The sequence below is a fragment of the Streptomyces sp. NBC_01775 genome (genome assembly GCF_035917675.1).
Taxonomy (GTDB): domain Bacteria; phylum Actinomycetota; class Actinomycetes; order Streptomycetales; family Streptomycetaceae; genus Streptomyces.
This window is the reverse complement of sequence record NZ_CP109104.1, coordinates 7,388,515-7,407,336: the sequence shown is the minus strand read 5'-3', so window position 1 is coordinate 7,407,336 and position 18,822 is coordinate 7,388,515. Positions and strand designations below refer to the sequence as shown.

Genomic DNA, 18,822 nt, shown 5'->3' with positions numbered 1-18,822 from the left:
GGTTACCGGGGACCGGATTTCACCACTCCACCGGGCCAGCCGGACCCGGCGCCGCTCCCTTGACGCCGGAGGGGGCACTCCTTAGCGTTTTCCCATATATGTGAATGCCATTTACAGATGGAGACCCTGCCGATGCCCGCACCCCGCACCGTCCTGCTCACAGGCGCCGCCGGCGGCGTCGGCACGCTGATGCGCGAGCTGCTGCCGTCCTACGGGTACGAGCTGCGGCTGCTCGATCTGCGCCCGGTCCAGGACGAGCCCGGCTCGCTCGCCGTGGATCTGGCCACCGCGGACAGCGAGACACTCCGCGCCGCCGTGCGCGGCGTGGACGCGGTCATCCATCTGGCGGGCATCTCGCTGGAGTCCTCGTTCGAGAAGATCCTCGCCGCCAACATCCGCGGCACCCACGCGCTGTACGAGGCCGCCCGTGCCGAGGGCGTGCGCCGGATCGTCTTCGCCTCCTCCAACCATGTGGTCGGCTTCACGCCCGTGCCCGAGGAGGGCGCGCCCCGCGTCCCCGTGGAAGCGCCGCGCCGCCCCGACACCTTCTACGGCCTCTCCAAGTCCTTCGGCGAGGATCTCGCGCAGCTCTACTGGAACCTGCACGGCATCGAGACGGTCTCGGTGCGCATCGGCTCCTGCTTCCCCGAGCCGACCTCGGTGCGGATGCTGTCGATGTGGATGAGCCCCGCCGACGGCGCCCGGCTCTTCCACGCGGCGCTGACGGCCGAGAACGTCGGCCACACAGTCGTCTACGGCTCCTCCGCCAACACCCGCCTGTGGTGGGACCTGACCTCGGCGCGCGCGCTGGGGTACGAGCCGCGCGACGATTCGGAGCCGTACGCCGCCAAACTGATCGAACAGCACGGCGAGTTGGACACCTCCAACCCGGACCAGGCGCACTTGGGCGGCCACTTCTGCACCCACCCGCCGCAGTGGCCCCACTGACGGCCCGACGGGGCACCTGAAGGGGCCTTCAGGCGTACGGGGCATGATGGGACCGCAACCGATCAGCCACGGGGAGGCCCCTTCGTATGCCCACCACGCAGCTCACCCACCTGACCCTGCTCGCCGACTCCGGCTCGTCCTCGGGCTCGGACACGCTCTCGGACCTGGCTCACTCCGGCGTGGTGAGCTGGATCATCCTGGGTCTGATCGCGGGCGGCATCGCCAAGATCCTGCTGCCGGGGCGCGATCCCGGCGGCGTGGTCGGCACCGTACTCATCGGGATCGCGGGCGCCTTCCTCGGCGGCTGGCTCTCGGCCACCTTCCTGGACCGCCCGATAGACAACAACTTTGTCGATCCGAGCCTCTGGGTCGCCGCCATCGCGGGCTCCTTGGTACTCCTGATCGTCTATCGTCTCCTCTTCGGCCACTCCCGTGACCGCCGCTGAACCTTGATCGGCCGGACAACCGACAGGATGAAGTGGTAGAAACGCGGAGAAACCTTTACGTACCACAGCGAGAGGAGGCGCTCATGTCATCCAAGCGTCGCCGTAAGAAGAAGGCCCGCCGCGGCAACGCCGCCAACCACGGCCGGCGTCCGCAGTCCTGAACTGAACGGGCCACCCGAACCACCCGGGTCTCCCGCGTGCCCCGCGCACGGGGAGACCCGGGCGGTTTTGGCAAGAGGGCGGTCCTGGCGAGAGAGCCGCACCGTCACGGGGGATTCCGGCGGTCAACCGCCCGCCGCGTCCGCCCCCGTTCACGTCGCCCGCGTGGGTGACCCGTCACGCTCCGTCTCGTTGAACGGGCGTGAGCACTCAACTCTTCACCCGCCCCCTCGCCGGAGCCACTCTGGCCGCCGCTGCCCTCGCCCTCCCGCTGCTGGCCCCGCACTCCGCCGCCGCCGGCCCGCGAGGCCCCCAGCACTCCCGGCCCTCCCACGGCGTCTTCCTGACCGTCTCGGGCTCCGAGCACACCTGGGTCCGCGGGGTGACGCTGGATTGCGAACCGGCACCGCACGGACACCACCCCCACGCCGTCGAGGCGTGCGCGGCGCTGGACCGGGCCGGGGGCGACCTCGACGCCCTGTCGGGTGACCACGGCCCCTGCACCAAGGAGTACGACCCGGTGACGGTGAGCGCACAGGGCACCCACCGGGGCCGACCCGTGAGCTGGCAGAAGACCTTCCCCAACGCCTGCACCCTGCACGCGGCCACCGGCCCCGTCTTCGACTTCTGAAGCCCACGGGGCCTGAAGCCCGCCAGTCCTGTAGCGCGCCGGCCTCCGGACCTCCCGCCGAGGGCGGGCCCGCCGCCATGGTGTGGGGTGTGGGCCCGCCCTCTCGCGTCGGCGGAAGCTCACGGCGCTACGGGATGTTCACAGCGCTACGGGCTCACAGCGCCTACGGGCTTCACAGCGCGGCGGCTCCCGGCTTGACCATCCCGCGCACCGTGCGTGAGTCGACATACTCACCGAGGGCCGTCATGTCCCACTCGCCGGTGAACTGCCGTACGAACTTGGCCATGAGGACACCGGTGCGCGGCTCGGAGTGGGTCAGGTCGAAGCGCACCAGCTCGGCGCCGGAGCCGTCGAGCAGCCGGCAGTACGCCTTGGCGACGTCGGTGAACTTCTGGCCCGAGAACGAGTTCACCGTAAAGACCAGGCCCGTGACCTGCGGGGGCAGATCGCCGAGGTGGACGGTGATGACCTCGTCGTCCCCCGAACCCTCGCCCGTGAGGTTGTCGCCCGAGTGCTGGATGACACCGCCCAGGATGGCGAGCTTGCCGAAGTAACAGGAGTCGATCTTCTTGCGGTTGGCGTCGTAGGCGATCACCGAGGCGTCCAGGTCGATGTCCTGGGGCCGCCTGCCCGCGCGGAAGGCGGGCTCCCAGCCGAGGCCCATCCGGACCGAACTGAGCAGCGGCTGACCGCCCTTGACCAGGGAAACCGTCTGATTCTTCTGGAGGCTGACCTTCCCCTTGTCCAGATTGATCTTCCCTGCCGGCGCCGGCGCCGCGGGGGGCGCCGAAGGAGCCGTCGGAGCGGAGGGGGCAGAGGGAGCGGAGGGAGCCGCCGCGACCGGCGGCGCGGAGGGAACGGGCGCGGAGGGAGCGGGAGGCGCAGCCGGGGCTGCGGGGGCCGATGGGGCGGAGGCGGCGGGCGGCGGCTCCTCCACGTTCACCCCGAAGTCCGAAGCGATCCCGCCCAGGCCGTTGGCGTACCCCTGGCCCACGGCGCGCACCTTCCACGCGTCGTTCCTGCGGTACAGCTCCACCACCAGCAAGGCCGTCTCCGTGCCGAGTTGGGGTGGGGTGAAGGTGGCGAGCACCGCGTTCGTCGCGGCGTCGCGGACCGTGGCCGTGGGCTCCGTGCCGGCGAAGGTGGCACCGCTGTCCAGGCTCGCGGTGACGACGACCTTCGCGATGTCGGCGGGAACTGCCCCGGTCTCCACGGTGATGGAGTCAGCGGCACCGGTGCTGTGGGTCACTCCGGGCGCGCTCGGCTGGTTGTAGAAGACGAAATCGTCGTCCGAACGCACCTTGCCCTCGGGGCCCAGCAGCAGGGCCGAGATGTCGAGCTTGGTGGGTGCGGTCACATCCACCGCCACGCGCTGCGCGGTCAGCGGAAGATTGGAGCCGGGAGTCATTGCCGTCATGTCGGGGGTAACGACCGGCCACGCTTTGCGGTTCCTTTGCCGAGGTCCCCGTTCCGGTTGCCTGGGTCTCCGCTCGGGCTGCCCGGGTCCCCGTTCCGGCGCGGGGCCGTACCGTCGCGGCCACCACTCCGCCCACGCACACCAGCATGCCCAACGCGGCGCCCACCCCTGGGGCGTCGCCGAACATGAAGTACGCCCACAGCACGGTCGTCGGCGGCGTGAGGTAGATCAGCGCGCTGGTGCGGGTGACACCGTCGCGGCGCAGGCTCATCCAGTAGAAGCCGTAGCCGCCGACGGTGGACAGCACCAGGACCCAGGCGACGGCGAGCCAGAAACCGCCGGAGGAGGCGGGCGGCGCGGCGTGCCCCAGCGCGCCCGCCACCGCGGAGAAGACGAGCGCGCTCACCACGCAGTGCAGCGGCAGCGCGTCGGCGGCGGGCAGCGGATGGTGCGCGCGGCGCTCCAGGAAGCTGGCTGCTAGCAGCCCCGCCATGCCCGCGAACGGCAGCGCGTACGCCCACGGCGGGGCCGCGCCCTGCGCCGCGAGGTCGTCCCGTACGACGAGCGCGACGCCGCCCAGTCCGGTCAGGAGCCCGGCCCACTGGCGGCGCGAGACCTGTTCGCCGAGCAGCCGCCCGGCCAGCGCTCCGGCGGCCAGCGGCTGGAGCGCGGCTATCAGCGCGGAGGTCCCCGAGGGCACCCCCAGGCCGACGGCCCAGACGATGGAGCCGAGGTAGACACCCTGGGAGAGGAGCCCGATCGCGGACTGTTCGGCGAGCGCGCGTGCGGGCAGCCTGCGCCGCCGCAGCAGCAGCCAGGCTCCGCCCAGCAGCGCGCCCGCGACGAGGAACCGCCACATCAAGAGCGTGTCGGCGCCGGTCTCGCGGGTGCCGAGTTCGGCGCCGATGAAGCCGGAACTCCACATGACGACAAGACCGGCGGACACGCCTGTCGAGACGAGCGCCCCGGAGGAGCGGGCGGCTGCCGATACGGGTGCGGGTGCGGGTGCGGCTGACATGGGACCTCCTGACGACGAGGGACAGCGCGGTAGACCGATCTGTTTACCCGTGCTCGTAGTAGAGTGAACTAGACAGATCGGTTTACTGCAAGGAGGCCGTGCCGCAAGGAAGCCGGACAACGCCGGTGCGAACGGCAAGGAAGACGAGCGAAAGGGCGGGCGAGGAAGGTGAGCGAAGTGAGCGCGGTGCCACCGGATGAACTGACCCCAGGCGCGCGGAAGATCCTCGACGCGGCGGCCACACTCTTCTACGAACGCGGCATCACCGCCGTCGGCGTCGACCTGATCGCCAAAGAGGCGGGCGTCACCAAGAAGACGCTCTACGACCGCTTCGGCGGCAAGGACGCGCTGATCGCGGCGTATCTGCGCGAACGCGACCAGCGCTGGCGCGCCTGGCTCACCGAGTGGGTGGACGGGTACGACGGCGGGCCGCGCGGGCGGGTGCTGACCACCTTGGACGCGCTGGCCGAGTGGATGCTCCGGCGCAATCCGCGCGGCTGCGGCTTCGTCAACGCCGCCGCCGAACTGCCCGACCCCGCGCATCCGGGGCGGCAGGTGATCACGGAGCAGAAGCGCTGGCTGCGCGGCTATCTGTACGAGCTGGGCGCGGCTGCCGGGGTCACGGACCCGGGCCGGGCCGGCCGCCTCGCCGACGAGCTGACGCTGCTGCACGAGGGCGTCATGGTGCTGCGCGGGATCGGCGTGGTCGACGACCCGGTCGGCGCGGCCCGCGCGATGGCCGAGGCCGCGCTGGACCGCGCGACGGCCACATGACGTCCGCGTGAGGGCTGCGTGAGGACCGCGTGAGGGCCGATCGACGGGACGGTCCCGGCCAGGGCAGCGTCCGCCCGTTTGGATCTTCGCGGGTCCGCGAGAATCCGAACGAGCGGCCCTAGACTTCGGCGCGCCTGCGGGCCAGCAGCTGGAGGCTCTCGGCGGTGTGGCCGTTGAGCGTGGGGAACGTGCCGGTGCGCTCCTCTGCGATGCCGAAGCCGTGGTCGTCCAGGAGCGTGCGCAGGTGGTCGGGGGTGTGATGCCGGAAGAATCCGCCGTCGGGCGTGGTGAACGTGCCGTACGGACGCAGCGGCGCGGTGGCCGCTTCGCGGTAGCACGCGTAACGGCTCACGTTGCGCTCGTCGCTCTGGAGCGGCACCTCGCTGACGTACAGCACTCCCCCGGGCTTGATCACTCGCGCCAGCTCCGCCACGGTCACGCGCTGTGCGGCGTCGTCGGGGATGCAGGTGAGGACGGCGAACAGCAGCGCGGCATCGTATGACCCGTCCCTGTCCGGCAGGGGCAGTTCGGACTGATGGCGCAGCGCGAGCCGGGGGCTCTCGCGCAGTCCGCGCTCGATCATGGCCCGCGCCGGGTCGACGCCGACGACCCGCTCGTATCCGAGCGCCGTGAGCCGTGCCGTGAGGCGGCCGTATCCGCACCCGTAGTCCAGGACGCGGGCGTCCCGGGGGACGTAGGCGGCCAGCAGCCCGGGGTCGAGCGCGTGGGTGAACGTCTTCGTCGCACCGTCGGCTTCCCAGAAGCCGTGTACATCAGGGCGAACAGCAGCCATGGCCAGACGGTACCCCCTGGGGGCGCCCGGGGCTCCGAAATGCGGCGGGGGCCACGCTGGCGCAGCCTGGGGGTATGAATCCGCCCATTGTCGTCGTACACCCGCCGTTGCCCGAGGGGGGCCGCCGTGTCACCGCGCACGGCGAGACCCTGGGTACGGCGTATGGGCTGACCGACCTCATCGAGTACCTCCGCCGGGCGGGCCTCGACATCGCCACGGTCGACCTCTACGACGACGAGGTCATCGACTGGCGGGGCGGCAACCACGAGATCTGGGGCCGCGACGTGGAGTGACCCGCCGCCCCGGTGGGACCCTGCCCGTTTCACGGCACGGAGCCCGGGCAGGCGCTCGGTGATCACTCCCAGGCCGGGAACGGAGCGGGAACGGAAGCGGGAGCGGGCCGGGGCCGGGAGCGGAGGGGCGGAACGTGGGGGCGCAAGGGCACGAAGAAGGGCGGGCGGGCTTCCCCTGGCTGTGGCTGGCACCCGGGATCCTGGTGCTGGCGGGCCTCACGGTCTGGGGGATCATGGTGTATCCGCAACTGCCGGGCCGGGTGCCGCAGCATCTGGGCAGCGACGGGGTCGACTCGTACGCCGCCAAGTCGGTCGGCAGCGTGTTCGTGCCCGTCTTCCTCCACGCCGGCGTCCTCGCCGTCATGAGCGCGACGGCCCTGCTCACCCTGCGCGTGCGGCCGGAGTCCGAACTCGCCCCGGGCGAGCGGGTGTCCAGCCTGGTCAACCGGCCGCGCACCCGGCGCGGTGCGCGGCGCGCGGCGAAGGCGCAGCTGTTCCTCGCGTGCTGTGTGGGAATGGGACTCGCCGTCGCCTGCACGCTGATGTGGCGCACGGACCCGCTCGGCGAGCAGGGCGAGAACGTCACCCTGCCGCTGCTGCTCACCATGCTGCCCCTCCTCGCCGGCACCCTCGCGGTCCTCGCGACCGCCGTCCTGGACCGCCGGGGCAGGGGCCGGGACCGGGACGGCCAGGGCGCGCGGACCGGCCGACCGGCCGGCCGGAAACGGACCGGATGAGATCTTGCGGTGCGCGCTTCAGTGCGGCTGCGCTTTGGCCAGGAGCGTGGCCAGGGATGGACCAGGGCCACATCGCCCGTGCCTTCGAGGGGATGCGGACGCATCCGGACGCCGCGGCGACGTTCGAGGCGCTGGCCGAGGCCGTCGAAAGCGAGCAGGTCCGCTTCCTGGACAGCGGCCCTTCGATCCGCGCTGAGCGGCCCCGGGGGGACCGGCTTCAGGAACGGGCCTCCCTCTCCCGGAGCGTCTGAAGCTGTCGGCTGGTGGAGATCAGCTCCTGTGCCTCCTGCTCGGAGCCGACCATGGGCTGCGAGCCGCGCAGCGGGACCCCGGCGCTCTCCGGCATGAAGTGCACAGCGACCAGGCCGATCAGCCCGCTGACGATCAGATGGCAGCCGGGCACCAGGCTGTTGTCCATCAGGTGCACCAGCCCCTCGGTGAACAGCGGTGTCGTGCCGCCGAAGGCGGCGACCGAGAAGTTGAAGCCGATGCCCATCGCGGCGTAGCGCACGCTGGCCGGGAAGAGCGCGGGCAGTGTCGCGGCGGACGGTGCAGCGAAACCGGCCCGGTCCGCTCGATCGTACGGAGCGGATCCCGGAACCGGGTCGCCGGACTCGCCGGTCCGCATGCGCCGCCAGGACCTGGTCATACGCGGGGGACGGAACACCCGCACACCCGAACCGGAATGCCACCTCGCCCGCACGAAAGAGCCGCCTCGCCCGCACGAACCGGAACGGCCGCCCGGCGGGTGCGCGGCGGGCGGCCGTTCCGGTCTGTCAGCGTGGGCGGGGCATCAGCCCTGTCAGCGCGGACGGGCCTCCGCCCTGTCAGCGTGGGCAGGTCGTCAGCAGACCCCGTCGCCCGGCTTGGGGTTGCCCAGGCCGAAGTACGGGCGCAGCCGCAGCCCGGCCCAGGTGCCGCCGAGCGCGACGGCGCCCCAGATCCAGCCGTGCAGGCTGCCGGAGGCGATCCCGGCCAGGTAGGCGCCGATGTTGCATCCTCCGGCGAGCCGCGCACCGATCCCCATCAGTACTCCGCCGAGCACGGCGGCGACGGCCGTACGCCACGGCACGCCCCGGTGCAGCGTCCAGACGCCACCCGCCGCGGCGGCGACCGCGGCACCGATCATGATGCCGAGGTCGGTGAGGCTGGTCTTGTCGGCCAGCACGGGCCCGGCGAGCTGCTGGGCGTTCTTCGGGTCCTGCCAGAACGCCCAGCTCTCGGGCGAACCGCCCAGCGCTCCCACGAGCTTGGAGCCCCACAGCGCGAAGGCGCTGGTGATGCCCCAGGCGCCGCCCGACACCAGCAGCACCGCCCCGCCGAGCACCGCGAGCACCAGCGCACCGGCGGCCAGCGGCCAGGAGCCGCGCACCACCCGGGCGAGGGTGCCGCGCGCGGACGGCGGCGCGCCCACCGGCGGCGGGTTGCGCCGCGACTGCACCCGGCGCGAGATGAGGACGACGGCCGCGAGCGCCACCAGCGTCACGGCCAGCGAACCGCCCCAGCCGAGGTGGTCGGAGAAGACGACCGGGTCGAATGCGGGGAGGTCGCCCCACAGCCCGTACTGCCACGCGGCGAGGGTCGAGCCGACGATGAAGCCACCGAGGGTCAGCACGATGGTGCTCTGGCCCGAGCCGACGGCGAAGAGCGTGCCGGAGGCGCAGGCGCCGCCGAGCTGCATGCCGACGGCGAAGAGGAAGGCCCCGACCAGCAGTCCGGCGCCCAGCGGCCCGGCACTGGGCGCCGGCACGGAGCCGAACAGCCCGGTGCCGGTGCCGATGATCAGCGCGAAGAGTGTGGCCGTCGTCCCGAGCAGCAGCGCGTGCGCGCGCAGCCCGGTGCCGTTGCCGACGGCGATCAACTGCCGCCAGGCGGAGGTGAATCCGAACCGGGAGTGGAAGAGGCCCACTCCCAGGCCGATGCCGAGCAGCAGCAGTACGCCGGGCTTGGTGCCGTGCGCCGCCCAGACGTAGCCGGTCAGGGCGAGCCCGATGACCAGCGCGACGGCGAGCGGCAGCCACCGCACGGCGGGCGCGGGCGCCGCCTCGGGCGCGGGGGCGCTGGTGGGTGAGGGCGGCAGCAGCCCGGTGCGGACCGGCGGCTGCGCCTCGGCGGGTGGAGCGGTCGTCACGAGGACCTCCGTGCGGGGTACGGGAGGAAACGCCGGGGAGGCGAGGCGGACAGGGACGGGCGGTACGCCGCGCCGTGCGGCGGCAGCGTACGAGGGGCCGCCGCACGGGGCACGGCACGCGAGGCAGGGAACCGGGCCACCCGGGCCCCGCCCGGATCCGCCAGGACCGGCCGACAGGCACGGGGCGGCCGGGAGACGGGGGGAGACGGCGGGGAAGGAGGTGGCGGGTCCGGAAGGCGCGGCGCGGCGGCGTCAGCGGGGACAGAGCGCGTCGTCGACGCTCCACGCGGTGGCCGCGAAGAGCGTGAGCGCGAGCGCCCGCAGGCGCGCAGGTCCGAACATGCGTGCAACGGTAATCGAGGCACCGGAATCCACACCTCCACGTCTCATGCAGCGAGATGTGGATTTGAGATACGGAGGGGTCACAAAGGGGACGCGGTGGGATACAGGGGGGACGGGGGGAGGGCCCCACAGGCCGCCGGCGGTCACCCCGAGGGCCTGGAGAGCGGCCGGTCCCCGGCTTAGGCTCGGTTCCGTTCCGTTCCGGGCCGTCGCGTCCGTTCCGGGCCGTCGCGTCCGCTCCGGTCCGACGCGCCACCCGCCCTCACCCGCTCCCGCCTCGGAGGCCGATTCGTGAGCAGCTCTTCCGTCCGCACCGAACGCGCCGGTGCCGTCACCACCGTGGTGCTCTCGCGCCCGGAGGCGCGTAACGCCGTGGACGGACCGACGGGGGCCGCGCTCGCCGACGCGTTCCGGGCCTTCGAGGCCGATCGCGGCGCGAGCGCGGCGGTGCTGTGGGGCGAGGGCGGGACGTTCTGCGCGGGCGCCGACCTGAAGGCCATGGGCACCGAGCGCGGCAACCGCCTCTCGCCGGAGGGCGACGGACCCATGGGACCCACGCGGCTCAAGCTCACCAAACCGGTGATCGCCGCCGTCAGCGGGTACGCCGTCGCGGGCGGACTGGAGCTGGCGCTGTGGTGCGACCTTCGGGTGGCCGAGGAGGACGCGGTGTTCGGCGTCTTCTGCCGCCGCTGGGGGGTGCCCCTCATCGACGGCGGTACGGTGCGCCTCCCCCGGCTGATCGGCGCGGGGCGCGCCGCCGACATGGTGCTGACGGGACGTCCCGTGGACGCCGCCGAGGCGTACGGCATCGGGCTGGCCAACCGGGTGGTGCCGCGCGGCGAGGCGCGCGCGGCGGCCGAGGAGCTGGCCGCGTCACTGGCGCGCTTCCCGCAGACCTGTCTGCGCACCGATCTGGCCTCCCTGCGCGGCCAGCAGGGGCTGCCGGAGCGGCAGGCGATGGTCAACGAGTTCGCGCACAGCCAGGACGCGCTGACCGAGGCGCGGGAGGGCGCGGCCCGCTTCGCCGCGGGCGAGGGCAGGCACGGCGATTTCAGCGGCACCGGCGGGCCGCCGCCCGACGAGAGCTGAGCCCTCCGCGAAGCTGTGACTGCCGCGCGGTTCCTTGAACACTCACCGCCCTCCCTCCGGCTCGCACCGGCGGGAGGGCGGCCCTGCGTCAAGGCCCCTGTCGGGACTGCCAGGACGTGTCAGCGGGAGCGGGCCTTGAAGGCGGCCTTGCGCGCGGCCTTGGCGACCTGCTTGTCCGGGTGCACGCGGCCCATCGCCTCCAGCACCTCGCCGGTCGCCGGGTGGTCGACGCGCCATGCCTTCTCGAAGAAGCCCGCGTGCTGGTCCACCAGCCCGCGCACCAGGTCCTGGAGCTCCTCCGGCTCCCCCGCCGTGGCGAGCTGGGCCGCGATCGTGTCGACGGTCAGCCAGAAGACCATCTCCTCGTCGGGCTGCGGCACGTCCGCCGCGCCGCGCTCCGCCAGCCACACCCGCGCCAGGCCGCCGAGCTGCCGGTCATCCAGCACCTCGCGCAGCGCGGACTCGGCCTCGGGGCCGGCCAGCGAGAGGGCCTGCTGGCACGCCAGCCTGCGCACGGGACCTTCGTCGTCGCCGCCGCGCGCCGCGGCCAGCAGCTCGCGGGCCGCGCCCGCCGTCCCGCCGCCCTCGGGCCGTCCGGCGCGCTCGGCGAACCACGTCTCGATCTCGCTGCGCGCGTTGTCCTCGGTGTAGACGGGGAGTGCCGCGAGGAGCACATCAGCGCCGGATCCGGCCAGATCGCCGACGGCGGGTACGTCCAGACCGGCCTCCCGCATCCGCTCGCGCACCCCGTGCAGCCCGAGCGGGGTCAGCCGCACCATTCCGTAGCGCGAGACGTCCTCGTCGTCCAGGTCGCCGCCCAACTGTTCGGCTTCCAGGGCCTCTTCGGCCTCTCCTGCCTCGCGGGTGAGCGCCTCGTCCACCGGCTGGTACTCCACCAGTCCGGTCGGCTCCAGCATCCGGAACTGCTCGTCCAGCCGCATCATCGCCGTGGAGACCTCTTCGAGCACCTCGTCGGTGGGCTCGTCCATGCCCTCCGGGACGATCATCGAGGCGGCGAGGACCGGCAGCGGCACCATCGAGCCCGCGGCGACGGCGGCGTCCGTGGCGGTCAGCAGATAGAGGTTGCCGAGAGCGCTGTCGAGGAAGTCGGCCTCCTCCTCCGGGTTCCAGTCCACGGAGTCGAGGTCGATGGCGTCCGGGTCGATCTGGCCGTCCTGGCCGATGGCGTTCTCGATGCCGCCGAGCAGCTCTTCGAAGCTGGGGGTCGCGGCGTCGGCGAGCACCGTCTCCAAGCCGTTCTGCCAGACCTCGAGGATCTCCGCGGGGGTCGGGGCGCCCGCCTCGGCGCCGCCGCCGGTGAGCCCGGCCATCTCCTCGTCCGGGGTGGCCACGCCGACCGGCTCGTCGCTGGAGGGCGAGGCGTCGTCGCCGCCCGCCGCCTGCTCGTCCTCGTCCTCGTCGATGACCAGCAGCCCGGTGTCCACCGCGAAGTTCCACGCGTCGGCCGCCAGCGCGGGCGCGTCCTCGCCGTCCGCCAGACCCAGGTGCGCAGCGGCCTGTTTGAGCTGCTCGGACAGCAGCTCGCCGCCCGCTCCGACCGGGATGCCCGCGCCCTCGGGCTCGCCCGCGCGCGCCCAGCGGGTGAGCTCCACCGCGCGCGCCAGGAGCGGCGCGGCCAGCGCGTCCCGTGCCAGTTCGGCATCGGAGGGCAGCCGTACAGGCGGCATGGTGGGACGGTCGTCACCGGTCATGTGCGCGTTCATCTCCTACGAGTCCTACGGGTTCTCGGGGCGGTGCAAGGCCCCCAGCGTAGACGGGTTCTGTCCCCGGCTGCCCGAATCGTGCACCCGCCATGTAACAGGAGGGCGGCGGGGCGCTCTCGCGCCATGTCACGTCCTTGACAACCGCCGTTTCCCCGCCAGACTTTACGCGCGTAGAGAATGCCGTCCAGCCACCCGGCGCTGCCGGTGCGCGCCCCACGCCCACGGCGCACGCACCGCCTCCGCGCCCCGGCGCGCCGCTCGGCGCAGCCTGCCCCACCCAGCACCGCTCGCTCCGCCCAGCACCGCACCACCACCCGCCCAGCACCGCACAGCAACGCCCCAAGGGCCCGAACTCCGGAGGCTTTCCGTGCCGTCCCGACCGACACGGGGTGCGACGCTCACCGTCGCCGCCGTCTGCTCCACCCTGCTGGTCCTGCCGTCCTCCGCCGGAGCCGAGGATTCCGGCGCAGAGGTACGCATCCACGACATCCAGGGCGCCACCCGACTGTCCCCCTACGCGGGCCGCGAGGTCGCCGGTGTGCCCGGAATCGTCACGGGCGTACGCGACTTCGGCTCCGCGCGCGGCTTCTGGCTCCAGGACGCCGACCCCGACGACGACCCGGCCACCAGCGAGGGGATCTTCGTCTACACCGGCAAGAAGAGCCCCGGCGTCGCCGTCGGGGACAAGCTGACGGTCTCCGGCGAGGTCAGCGAGTTCTACCCGGGCGGCAAGGAGGCCGGCGGCCAGTCCGTCACCCAGCTCACCGGCGCCACCTGGAAGTCCGCGCCGGACAGTGCCACGGGCGAAGGGCGCCGCGCGAAGAGCGAGGAGCGCCGCGCGAAGCTGCCCGCCGCCTTCCGGCTGACCCCGCACAGCGTCCCCCGCGCCTACGCCCCCGAGGCGGGCGGCGACAGCATCGAGAAGCGCGCCCTGCGCCCCTCCCGCTACGCGCTGGACCGCTACGAGGCGCTGGAGGGCATGCGCGTCTCGGCGCGCGGCGCACGGGTCACGGGCCCGACCTCCGCCTACGACGACCTGTGGGTCACCACCGACCCGCGCCAGCGCCCCACCCCGCGCGGCGGCACCCTCTACGGCTCGTACGGGGATCAGAACGGCGCCCGGATGAAGGTCTCCTCGCTCCTCCCGCCCGACGAGCACCCCTTCCCACGGGCCGACGTCGGCGACGGGCTGGCCGGGAAGACCGAAGGGCCCCTGGACTACGAGCAGTTCGGCGGCTACACGCTGCGCGCCACCACGCTGGGCACCCACCAGGACCGGGACCTGAAGCGCGAGCGGACCAGGGCACAGCGCGCGGACGAACTGGCGGTGGCCACCTACAACGTCGAGAACCTCTCCCCCAAGACCGACCCGGCCAAGTTCGACCGGCTGGCCGAGGGGCTGGTGACCAACCTGTCCTCGCCCGACATCGTCACCGTCGAGGAGGTCCAGGACGACACCGGCCCCGACGACGACGGCACGGTCAGCGCGGGCAAGACCCTCGACAAGCTCACCGAGGCGGTCCGCAAGGCGGGCGGGCCCTCCTACAAGTGGCGCCAGATCGACCCGGGCGACAAGCAGGACGGCGGCCAGCCGGGCGGCAACATCCGCGTCGCGTTCCTCTACAACCCCGAGCGGGTCTCCTTCACCGACCGGCCCGGCGGCGACGCGACCACCCCCGTCGAGGTCGTCGGGAAGGGCGGCAAGCCCGCGCTGTCGGCCTCACCGGGGCGGATCGCCCCGCAGGACCCGGCGTGGAAGGCCAGCCGCAAGCCGCTGGCCGGTGAGTTCCGCTTCCGGGGCCGCCCGGTGTTCGTCGTCGCCAACCACTTCAGCTCCAAGGGCGGTGGCGACCTGGACGGCGACGAGCCGATGGAGGGCCGCTTCCAGCCGCCGACCCGGCACTCGGAGCCGCAGCGTGTGGAGCAGGCGAAGCTGCTCAACTCCTTCGCGCGGGACGTGCGTGCCAAGGACCGGGACGCGCTGATCGTCGCGGGCGGCGACTTCAACGACTTCCCGTTCTCGCCCTCCCTGGACGCGCTGCGCTCCGGCAACGCGTTGACCAGCCCCATGAATCAGCTGCCGGAGAACGAGCGCTACGGCTACGTCTTCAACGGCAACTCCCAGAGCCTGGATCACCTGCTGACCAGCCCGGGGGCGCGGCGTCCCGACTACGACATCGTCCACATCAACGCGGAGTTCGCCGACCAGTCCAGCGACCACGACCCGTCGGTCGTGCGGATACCGCTGCGCTGAGGCGGGAGTTCAACGCTCCGCCGTACACGGAGCCTCGCGGACGCGCCGGCGGCTCAGGGCCGGGTGGAGGCGCCGCCCCCGGATGCGGGCGGCGCTCCGTACGGATCCCCGGGCGGCGGACCGTACGGGCCTCCCGAGGGCGCTCCGTACGGGCCCGCAGGCGGCGGTCCGTACGGGGACGCCGTACGGCCGTCGGCCCCCGGCGCCTGGCCGTACGGCTGCGGCGCGGCCTGCCCCTGCGCGGGCCCGCCCTGTCCGGGGGCCTGCGGGTCCGGCCCGCGCTCCCCCAGCAGGTCCCGGACCAGCAGCGCGGCACCGGCGACCGCGCCCGGCATGAGGAAGACGGCCGCGACGGGCACCAGGAAGCACAGCACCAGCGGCACCCCGAAGCCCAGCGCGAGGGCCTTGCGCCGGCGCAGCATCCGTAGCCGCTCCCGCACCGGGATGCCCCGGCGCTGCATGGCGACCGAGGACAGCTCAAGGGAGAGGAAGAAGCCGGATACGCAGAACCCGAGGACCGGGATGATCGTCTGACCGACGAAGGGCACAAAGCCGAGGAGGAACAGCGGCACCGTGAACAGCAGCGTGCGCCACAGCACGAACAGGCTGTCGCGCAACGCGGTCCACAGCTCCTGCCACAGCGGCAGGTCCCGGCCCGGCGGGAGTCCGCCCTCGCTCTCCTCGACCTTCTCCGAAAGCTTCTCGTAGAAGGGCTCGCCGACCAGCAGCGTGACGGCGGCGAAGGTGACGACCGCCAGCATCAGCACCCCGCCCCACAGCAGCGCCGCGAAGACCCCGCGCAGCGTCCCCCGCCAGGCCGAGCTCCAGTCGTCGGCGAAGGGCGTGGCCCAGGTGACGATGTCGTCCGTCCAAAAGCCCAACACCGTGAGGACGACGGCGTAGAGGGCGAGGGTGACCAGCGCGGGCAGCAGCCCGAACCCGAACCACCGTCCGTGCCCCAGCACCCACCGCTGGCCCCGCCCCAAGTACCGCATTCCGGCCACAAGATCGCGCATGCCCGTAAGCCTATGGCCTACGGGCATGCGCGGGGGGCCGGGGTGGACCGGCCGGAACTCAGTTGTGACTGTGCAGGGCCTCGTTCAGGCCGCCCCAGGAGCCGGTGCGCTGGAGCGCCTCCACGGAGCCGGTCACCGAGTTGCGGCGGAAGAGCAGGTTGTTGGCGCCGGACAGCTCCAGAGCCTTGACGATCTTCCCGTCGGGCAGGGAGACGCGGGTGCCCGCCGTGACGTAGAGCCCGGCCTCCACCACGGAGTCGTCGCCCAGCGAAATGCCGATGCCCGCCTCGGCACCGATCAGGCAGCGCTGTCCGATGGAGATGGTCTGCTTGCCGCCGCCGGAGAGCGTGCCCATGATCGAGGCGCCGCCGCCCAGGTCCGTGCCGTCGCCCAGGACCACGCCCGCGCTGATGCGGCCCTCAACCATGGAGGTGCCCAGTGTGCCGGCGTTGAAGTTGCAGAAGCCCTCGTGCATGACGGTGGTGCCCTCGGCCAGGTGGGCGCCCAGGCGCACCCGGTCGGCGTCGCCGATACGCACGCCCTTGGGCGCGACGTAGTCGGTCATCCTCGGGAACTTGTCGACACTGGTGACGCTCAGGTGGGTGCCGGAGGCGCGCGCGTTGAGGCGCGCCTGCTCCAGGTTGTCGACGGCCACAGGGCCGAGGCTGGTCCAGGCGACGTTCGCCAGGTGCCCGAAGATCCCGTCCAGGCTCTGCCCGTGGGGGCGGACGAGGCGGTGGCTGAGCAGGTGCAGCCGGAGATAGACGTCGTGCGCGTCCAGCGGCTTGTCGTCCAGGGAGGCGACGACCGTACGGACGGCGATGATCTCGACCCCGCGGCGCGGGTCGGGCCCCATCGCCTGCGGCGCGGCCTCTCCCAGCAGCGCGGCGGCGCGCTCGGCGCTCAGCCGCTCGGTTCCGGCGGGGCCCGGCTCGGTGGTCAGCTCGGGGCTGGGGAACCAGGTGTCGAGTACGCTCCCGTCGGCCGTGACGGTGGCGAGCCCGGCGGCGACGGCGCCGGTGGTGCGAGTGGTGGGTGCGTCGGTCATGCCTGGAACGCTATCCGGATCCGGGCCGCGATGACGAACCGGTCCGCTGTGCGATCAGGCGGCCTCGGCGGCGGCCTTGGCCGCGGTCCGGCCTGCCGGTCGGCAGCGGCCTGGGTCAGCCGATGACCCGGGCGAGCGCGGCCCGGACCTCCGTACGGTCGAAGGGCCGGGCGGTGAGCAGGAACTGGAGCAGCAGCCCGTCGATCAGCGCCGCCAGCGCCCGCGCTGTGGCGGGGTCGGCGGTGTGGCGGCCGACCACCTCGACCCAGTCGTCGATCCAGGCCGCAGCCACCGGCTGGAGGGGCGGGCGGCGCAGCGCGCCCAGATACAGCTCGTACTCCAGCCGGATCCGCCCGTGCGCGCCCGAGGTGTACTCCTCCAGGATCCGCGTGACCGCGTCCAGCAGCGGCTCGTCGCCCGACAGCTCACGCTCCCAGCTCTCGATCGCGGACTGCGGCCCGCAGTTGACCTGTTCCAGCGCCGCGACGAGCAGATCGTCCAGGCTCGCGAAGTGGTACGTCGTGGAGCCGAGCGGCACATCGGCCTCGGCCGCGACCGAGCGGTGGCTCAGCGCCGTGATGCCTTTCAGCTCCACGATCCTGATCGCGGCGTCGATGATGCGCTGCCGCCGCTCGGGGTCGTACCGCCGTGCCATCAATGCGCTCCTCCCAGGTTCAGCACCACAACCCCCGCGATCACCAGCAACAGCCCGAGGATCTTCGCCATGGTGACGGCCTCGCCGATGAACACCATCCCGATCATCGCCACCACTGCCGTCCCCGCGCCGGACCAGATCGCGTAGGCGGTGCCCACGGACATGGATTTCAGCGTATGCGCGAGCAGCAGGAACGCCACCACGTACCCCACCCCGGTGATCAGCGAGGGCCACAGCTTGCTGAAGCCGTCGCTGTACTTCATCGAGGTCGTCGCCAGAATCTCGGCGAAAATCGCGCCTGCGAGCGTCACGTACATCATGCGTACGAGCGTACACAACGTTGCGTACGCCTGTACATATAATCCGGTTCCCGGAGCACCACCAGGACCTGCCCTCCCCCTGCCCGATGTCCGGCTTCCGGGCCCCGAGCCCGAGGTTGGTGCAGCAAAACGGCCATGCCCGCCAGCATGGCTGGCGGGCATGGCCGTTACGAGGCGGTTTTCCCGGCGGTGTGATCAGCTCCGGGACGGCGCGATCAGCGCGGCGGCTCAGACGTTGAAGCCCAGCGCCCTGAGCTGCTCGCGGCCGTCGTCGGTGATCTTGTCCGGACCCCACGGGGGCATCCAGACCCAGTTGATCTTGAGCTCGTTGACGATGCCCTCGGTCGCGGACACTGCCTGGTCCTCGATGACGTCGGTCAGCGGGCAGGCCGCCGACGTGAGCGTCATGTCGATGGTCGCGATGTTCGCGTCATCGATGTGAACCCCGTAGATCAGGCCGAGGTTGACGACGTCGATACCCAGTTCCGGGTCGACGACGTCCATCAGCGCCTCGCGGACCTCGTCCTCGCTCGCGGGCTTGGTGGTCGTCTCGGTCATGATGTCGTCTCCTTGGTCGGCTCACCGAATGCCTGCGCCGTGGCGTCCTTCCAGGCCATCCAGCTCAGCAGGGCGCACTTCACCCGCGCCGGGTACTTCGAGACCCCGGCGAACGCCACAGCGTCCTCCAGCAGGTCCTCCATGGTGTCGTCCGGCTCAAGCTGGCCCCTGGACTGCATCAGCTCCAGGAAGCTCTCCTGGATCTGACGGGCCTCACCCAGCTCCTTGCCGACCAGCAGCTCGTTCAGCACCGAGGCGCTGGCCTGGCTGATGGAGCAGCCCTGACCCTCGTACGACACATCCTTGATCGTGTCGCCGTCGTAGCGCACCCGCAAGGTGATCTCGTCCCCGCACGTCGGGTTGACGTGGTGCACCTCGGCGTCGCCTTCGCGCAGGCCACGTCCGTGCGGATGCTTGTAGTGGTCCAGGATCACTTCCTGGTACATGGAGTCCAGCTTCACCGACAGCC

At 72.4% G+C, this 18,822-nt stretch carries 19 protein-coding genes and 2 pseudogenes; 9 read left to right on the top strand and 12 right to left on the bottom strand.

The annotated features are described in order from the left end of the window. Positions 1-132: 132 nt before the first annotated feature. From OHB04_RS32890 to OHB04_RS32880, 3 genes are all read left to right on the top strand, one after another. Positions 133-948: an NAD-dependent epimerase/dehydratase family protein gene (locus tag OHB04_RS32890; protein WP_326693031.1), complete on the top strand. Its 816-nt coding sequence runs from the start codon at positions 133-135 to the stop codon at positions 946-948. 164 nt (positions 949-1,112) lie between these two features. After that, complete coding sequence (locus OHB04_RS32885) at positions 1,113-1,394, top strand: GlsB/YeaQ/YmgE family stress response membrane protein (protein ID WP_326693030.1); 282 nt, start codon at positions 1,113-1,115, stop codon at positions 1,392-1,394. A gap of 361 nt (positions 1,395-1,755) precedes the next feature. Then, positions 1,756-2,184: an SSI family serine proteinase inhibitor gene (locus OHB04_RS32880; RefSeq protein WP_326691277.1), complete on the top strand. Its 429-nt coding sequence runs from the start codon at positions 1,756-1,758 to the stop codon at positions 2,182-2,184. A 172-nt stretch (positions 2,185-2,356) separates the two neighbouring features. Here the strand turns inward: OHB04_RS32880 and OHB04_RS32875 are convergent, their stop codons facing one another. Beyond that, entirely contained in the window at positions 2,357-3,592 is a 1,236-nt protein-coding gene (locus OHB04_RS32875) for a TerD family protein (RefSeq protein ID WP_326808876.1), read from the bottom strand. A gap of 187 nt (positions 3,593-3,779) precedes the next feature. After that, positions 3,780-4,526, bottom strand: a pseudogene (locus OHB04_RS32870) (DMT family transporter); the annotation flags it as partial. Positions 4,527-4,787: 261 nt separating this feature from the next. Here OHB04_RS32870 and OHB04_RS32865 point away from each other — a divergent pair. After that, positions 4,788-5,393, top strand: a complete 606-nt coding sequence (locus OHB04_RS32865; RefSeq protein WP_326691276.1) for a TetR/AcrR family transcriptional regulator — start codon at positions 4,788-4,790, stop codon at positions 5,391-5,393. A gap of 118 nt (positions 5,394-5,511) precedes the next feature. Here the strand turns inward: OHB04_RS32865 and OHB04_RS32860 are convergent, their stop codons facing one another. Further along, positions 5,512-6,186 (bottom strand): class I SAM-dependent methyltransferase, encoded by a 675-nt coding sequence (locus OHB04_RS32860; RefSeq protein WP_326691275.1) that lies wholly within the window; start codon positions 6,184-6,186, stop codon positions 5,512-5,514. Positions 6,187-6,260: 74 nt separating this feature from the next. Here OHB04_RS32860 and OHB04_RS32855 point away from each other — a divergent pair, with 74 nt between their 5' ends. The 3 genes from OHB04_RS32855 to OHB04_RS32845 all read left to right on the top strand — a co-directional run bounded on the left by OHB04_RS32855 (position 6,261) and on the right by OHB04_RS32845 (position 7,467). Beyond that, on the top strand, positions 6,261-6,479 hold the full coding sequence (locus OHB04_RS32855; RefSeq protein ID WP_326691274.1) for a hypothetical protein: 219 nt from the start codon (positions 6,261-6,263) through the stop codon (positions 6,477-6,479). Positions 6,480-6,613: 134 nt separating this feature from the next. Further along, on the top strand, positions 6,614-7,216 hold the full coding sequence (locus tag OHB04_RS32850) for a DUF1648 domain-containing protein (protein WP_326691273.1): 603 nt from the start codon (positions 6,614-6,616) through the stop codon (positions 7,214-7,216). A 56-nt stretch (positions 7,217-7,272) separates the two neighbouring features. Further along, on the top strand, positions 7,273-7,467 hold the full coding sequence (locus OHB04_RS32845) for a hypothetical protein (protein WP_326808875.1): 195 nt from the start codon (positions 7,273-7,275) through the stop codon (positions 7,465-7,467). Here OHB04_RS32845 and OHB04_RS32840 read toward each other — a convergent pair. Further along, a pseudogene (locus tag OHB04_RS32840) lies at positions 7,434-7,781 on the bottom strand (MFS transporter); the annotation flags it as partial. The gene OHB04_RS32845 and the pseudogene OHB04_RS32840 overlap by 34 nt on opposite strands. Before the next feature lie 279 nt (positions 7,782-8,060). Beyond that, entirely contained in the window at positions 8,061-9,347 is a 1,287-nt protein-coding gene (locus tag OHB04_RS32835) for a YeeE/YedE family protein (protein ID WP_326691271.1), read from the bottom strand. A gap of 633 nt (positions 9,348-9,980) precedes the next feature. Between OHB04_RS32835 and OHB04_RS32830 the strand changes: the two genes are divergently transcribed. Further along, positions 9,981-10,778 (top strand): crotonase/enoyl-CoA hydratase family protein, encoded by a 798-nt coding sequence (locus tag OHB04_RS32830; RefSeq protein ID WP_326691270.1) that lies wholly within the window; start codon positions 9,981-9,983, stop codon positions 10,776-10,778. Positions 10,779-10,897: 119 nt separating this feature from the next. Here the strand turns inward: OHB04_RS32830 and OHB04_RS32825 are convergent, their stop codons facing one another. After that, positions 10,898-12,490 carry a hypothetical protein gene (locus tag OHB04_RS32825; protein WP_326809565.1) on the bottom strand — a complete coding sequence of 531 codons (1,593 nt, stop codon included), beginning with the start codon at positions 12,488-12,490 and terminating at the stop codon, positions 10,898-10,900. 379 nt (positions 12,491-12,869) lie between these two features. Here OHB04_RS32825 and OHB04_RS32820 point away from each other — a divergent pair, with 379 nt between their 5' ends. Continuing rightward, on the top strand, positions 12,870-14,756 hold the full coding sequence (locus OHB04_RS32820) for an endonuclease/exonuclease/phosphatase family protein (RefSeq protein ID WP_326808874.1): 1,887 nt from the start codon (positions 12,870-12,872) through the stop codon (positions 14,754-14,756). Between the two features lie 53 nt (positions 14,757-14,809). Here the strand turns inward: OHB04_RS32820 and OHB04_RS32815 are convergent, their stop codons facing one another. From OHB04_RS32815 to sufU, 6 genes are all read right to left on the bottom strand, one after another. Beyond that, positions 14,810-15,772, bottom strand: coding sequence for an EI24 domain-containing protein (locus tag OHB04_RS32815; protein ID WP_326808873.1), 963 nt, complete (start codon positions 15,770-15,772; stop codon positions 14,810-14,812). 58 nt (positions 15,773-15,830) lie between these two features. Beyond that, complete coding sequence (gene dapD, locus OHB04_RS32810) at positions 15,831-16,820, bottom strand: 2,3,4,5-tetrahydropyridine-2,6-dicarboxylate N-succinyltransferase (protein ID WP_326691267.1); 990 nt, start codon at positions 16,818-16,820, stop codon at positions 15,831-15,833. A gap of 115 nt (positions 16,821-16,935) precedes the next feature. After that, entirely contained in the window at positions 16,936-17,475 is a 540-nt protein-coding gene (locus tag OHB04_RS32805; RefSeq protein ID WP_326691266.1) for a TetR/AcrR family transcriptional regulator, read from the bottom strand. Continuing rightward, positions 17,475-17,795 carry a DMT family transporter gene (locus OHB04_RS32800; RefSeq protein WP_326691265.1) on the bottom strand — a complete coding sequence of 107 codons (321 nt, stop codon included), beginning with the start codon at positions 17,793-17,795 and terminating at the stop codon, positions 17,475-17,477. The genes OHB04_RS32805 and OHB04_RS32800 overlap by 1 nt, the downstream gene beginning before the upstream one ends. A 228-nt stretch (positions 17,796-18,023) precedes the next feature. Continuing rightward, positions 18,024-18,353: a metal-sulfur cluster assembly factor gene (locus OHB04_RS32795; protein WP_326691264.1), complete on the bottom strand. Its 330-nt coding sequence runs from the start codon at positions 18,351-18,353 to the stop codon at positions 18,024-18,026. Then, entirely contained in the window at positions 18,350-18,814 is a 465-nt protein-coding gene (gene sufU / locus OHB04_RS32790) for a Fe-S cluster assembly sulfur transfer protein SufU (protein ID WP_326691263.1), read from the bottom strand. Before sufU ends, OHB04_RS32795 begins: the two co-directional genes overlap by 4 nt. Positions 18,815-18,822: the final 8 nt, after the last annotated feature.

Bases quoted from the DNA above. Each gene is read 5' to 3' on its own strand.
- OHB04_RS32890 (WP_326693031.1), top strand. From the start codon at position 133: ATGCCCGCACCCCGCACCGTCCTGCTCACAGGCGCCGCCGGCGGCGTC.
- OHB04_RS32875 (WP_326808876.1), bottom strand. From the start codon at position 3,592: ATGACTCCCGGCTCCAATCTTCCGCTGACCGCGCAGCGCGTGGCGGTG.
- OHB04_RS32860 (WP_326691275.1), bottom strand. From the start codon at position 6,186: ATGGCTGCTGTTCGCCCTGATGTACACGGCTTCTGGGAAGCCGACGGT.
- OHB04_RS32855 (WP_326691274.1), top strand. From the start codon at position 6,261: ATGAATCCGCCCATTGTCGTCGTACACCCGCCGTTGCCCGAGGGGGGC.
- OHB04_RS32845 (WP_326808875.1), top strand. From the start codon at position 7,273: ATGGACCAGGGCCACATCGCCCGTGCCTTCGAGGGGATGCGGACGCAT.
- OHB04_RS32825 (WP_326809565.1), bottom strand. From the start codon at position 12,490: ATGACCGGTGACGACCGTCCCACCATGCCGCCTGTACGGCTGCCCTCC.
- OHB04_RS32815 (WP_326808873.1), bottom strand. From the start codon at position 15,772: ATGCGCGATCTTGTGGCCGGAATGCGGTACTTGGGGCGGGGCCAGCGG.
- dapD (WP_326691267.1), bottom strand. From the start codon at position 16,820: ATGACCGACGCACCCACCACTCGCACCACCGGCGCCGTCGCCGCCGGG.
- OHB04_RS32805 (WP_326691266.1), bottom strand. From the start codon at position 17,475: ATGGCACGGCGGTACGACCCCGAGCGGCGGCAGCGCATCATCGACGCC.
- OHB04_RS32800 (WP_326691265.1), bottom strand. From the start codon at position 17,795: ATGATGTACGTGACGCTCGCAGGCGCGATTTTCGCCGAGATTCTGGCG.
- OHB04_RS32795 (WP_326691264.1), bottom strand. From the start codon at position 18,353: ATGACCGAGACGACCACCAAGCCCGCGAGCGAGGACGAGGTCCGCGAG.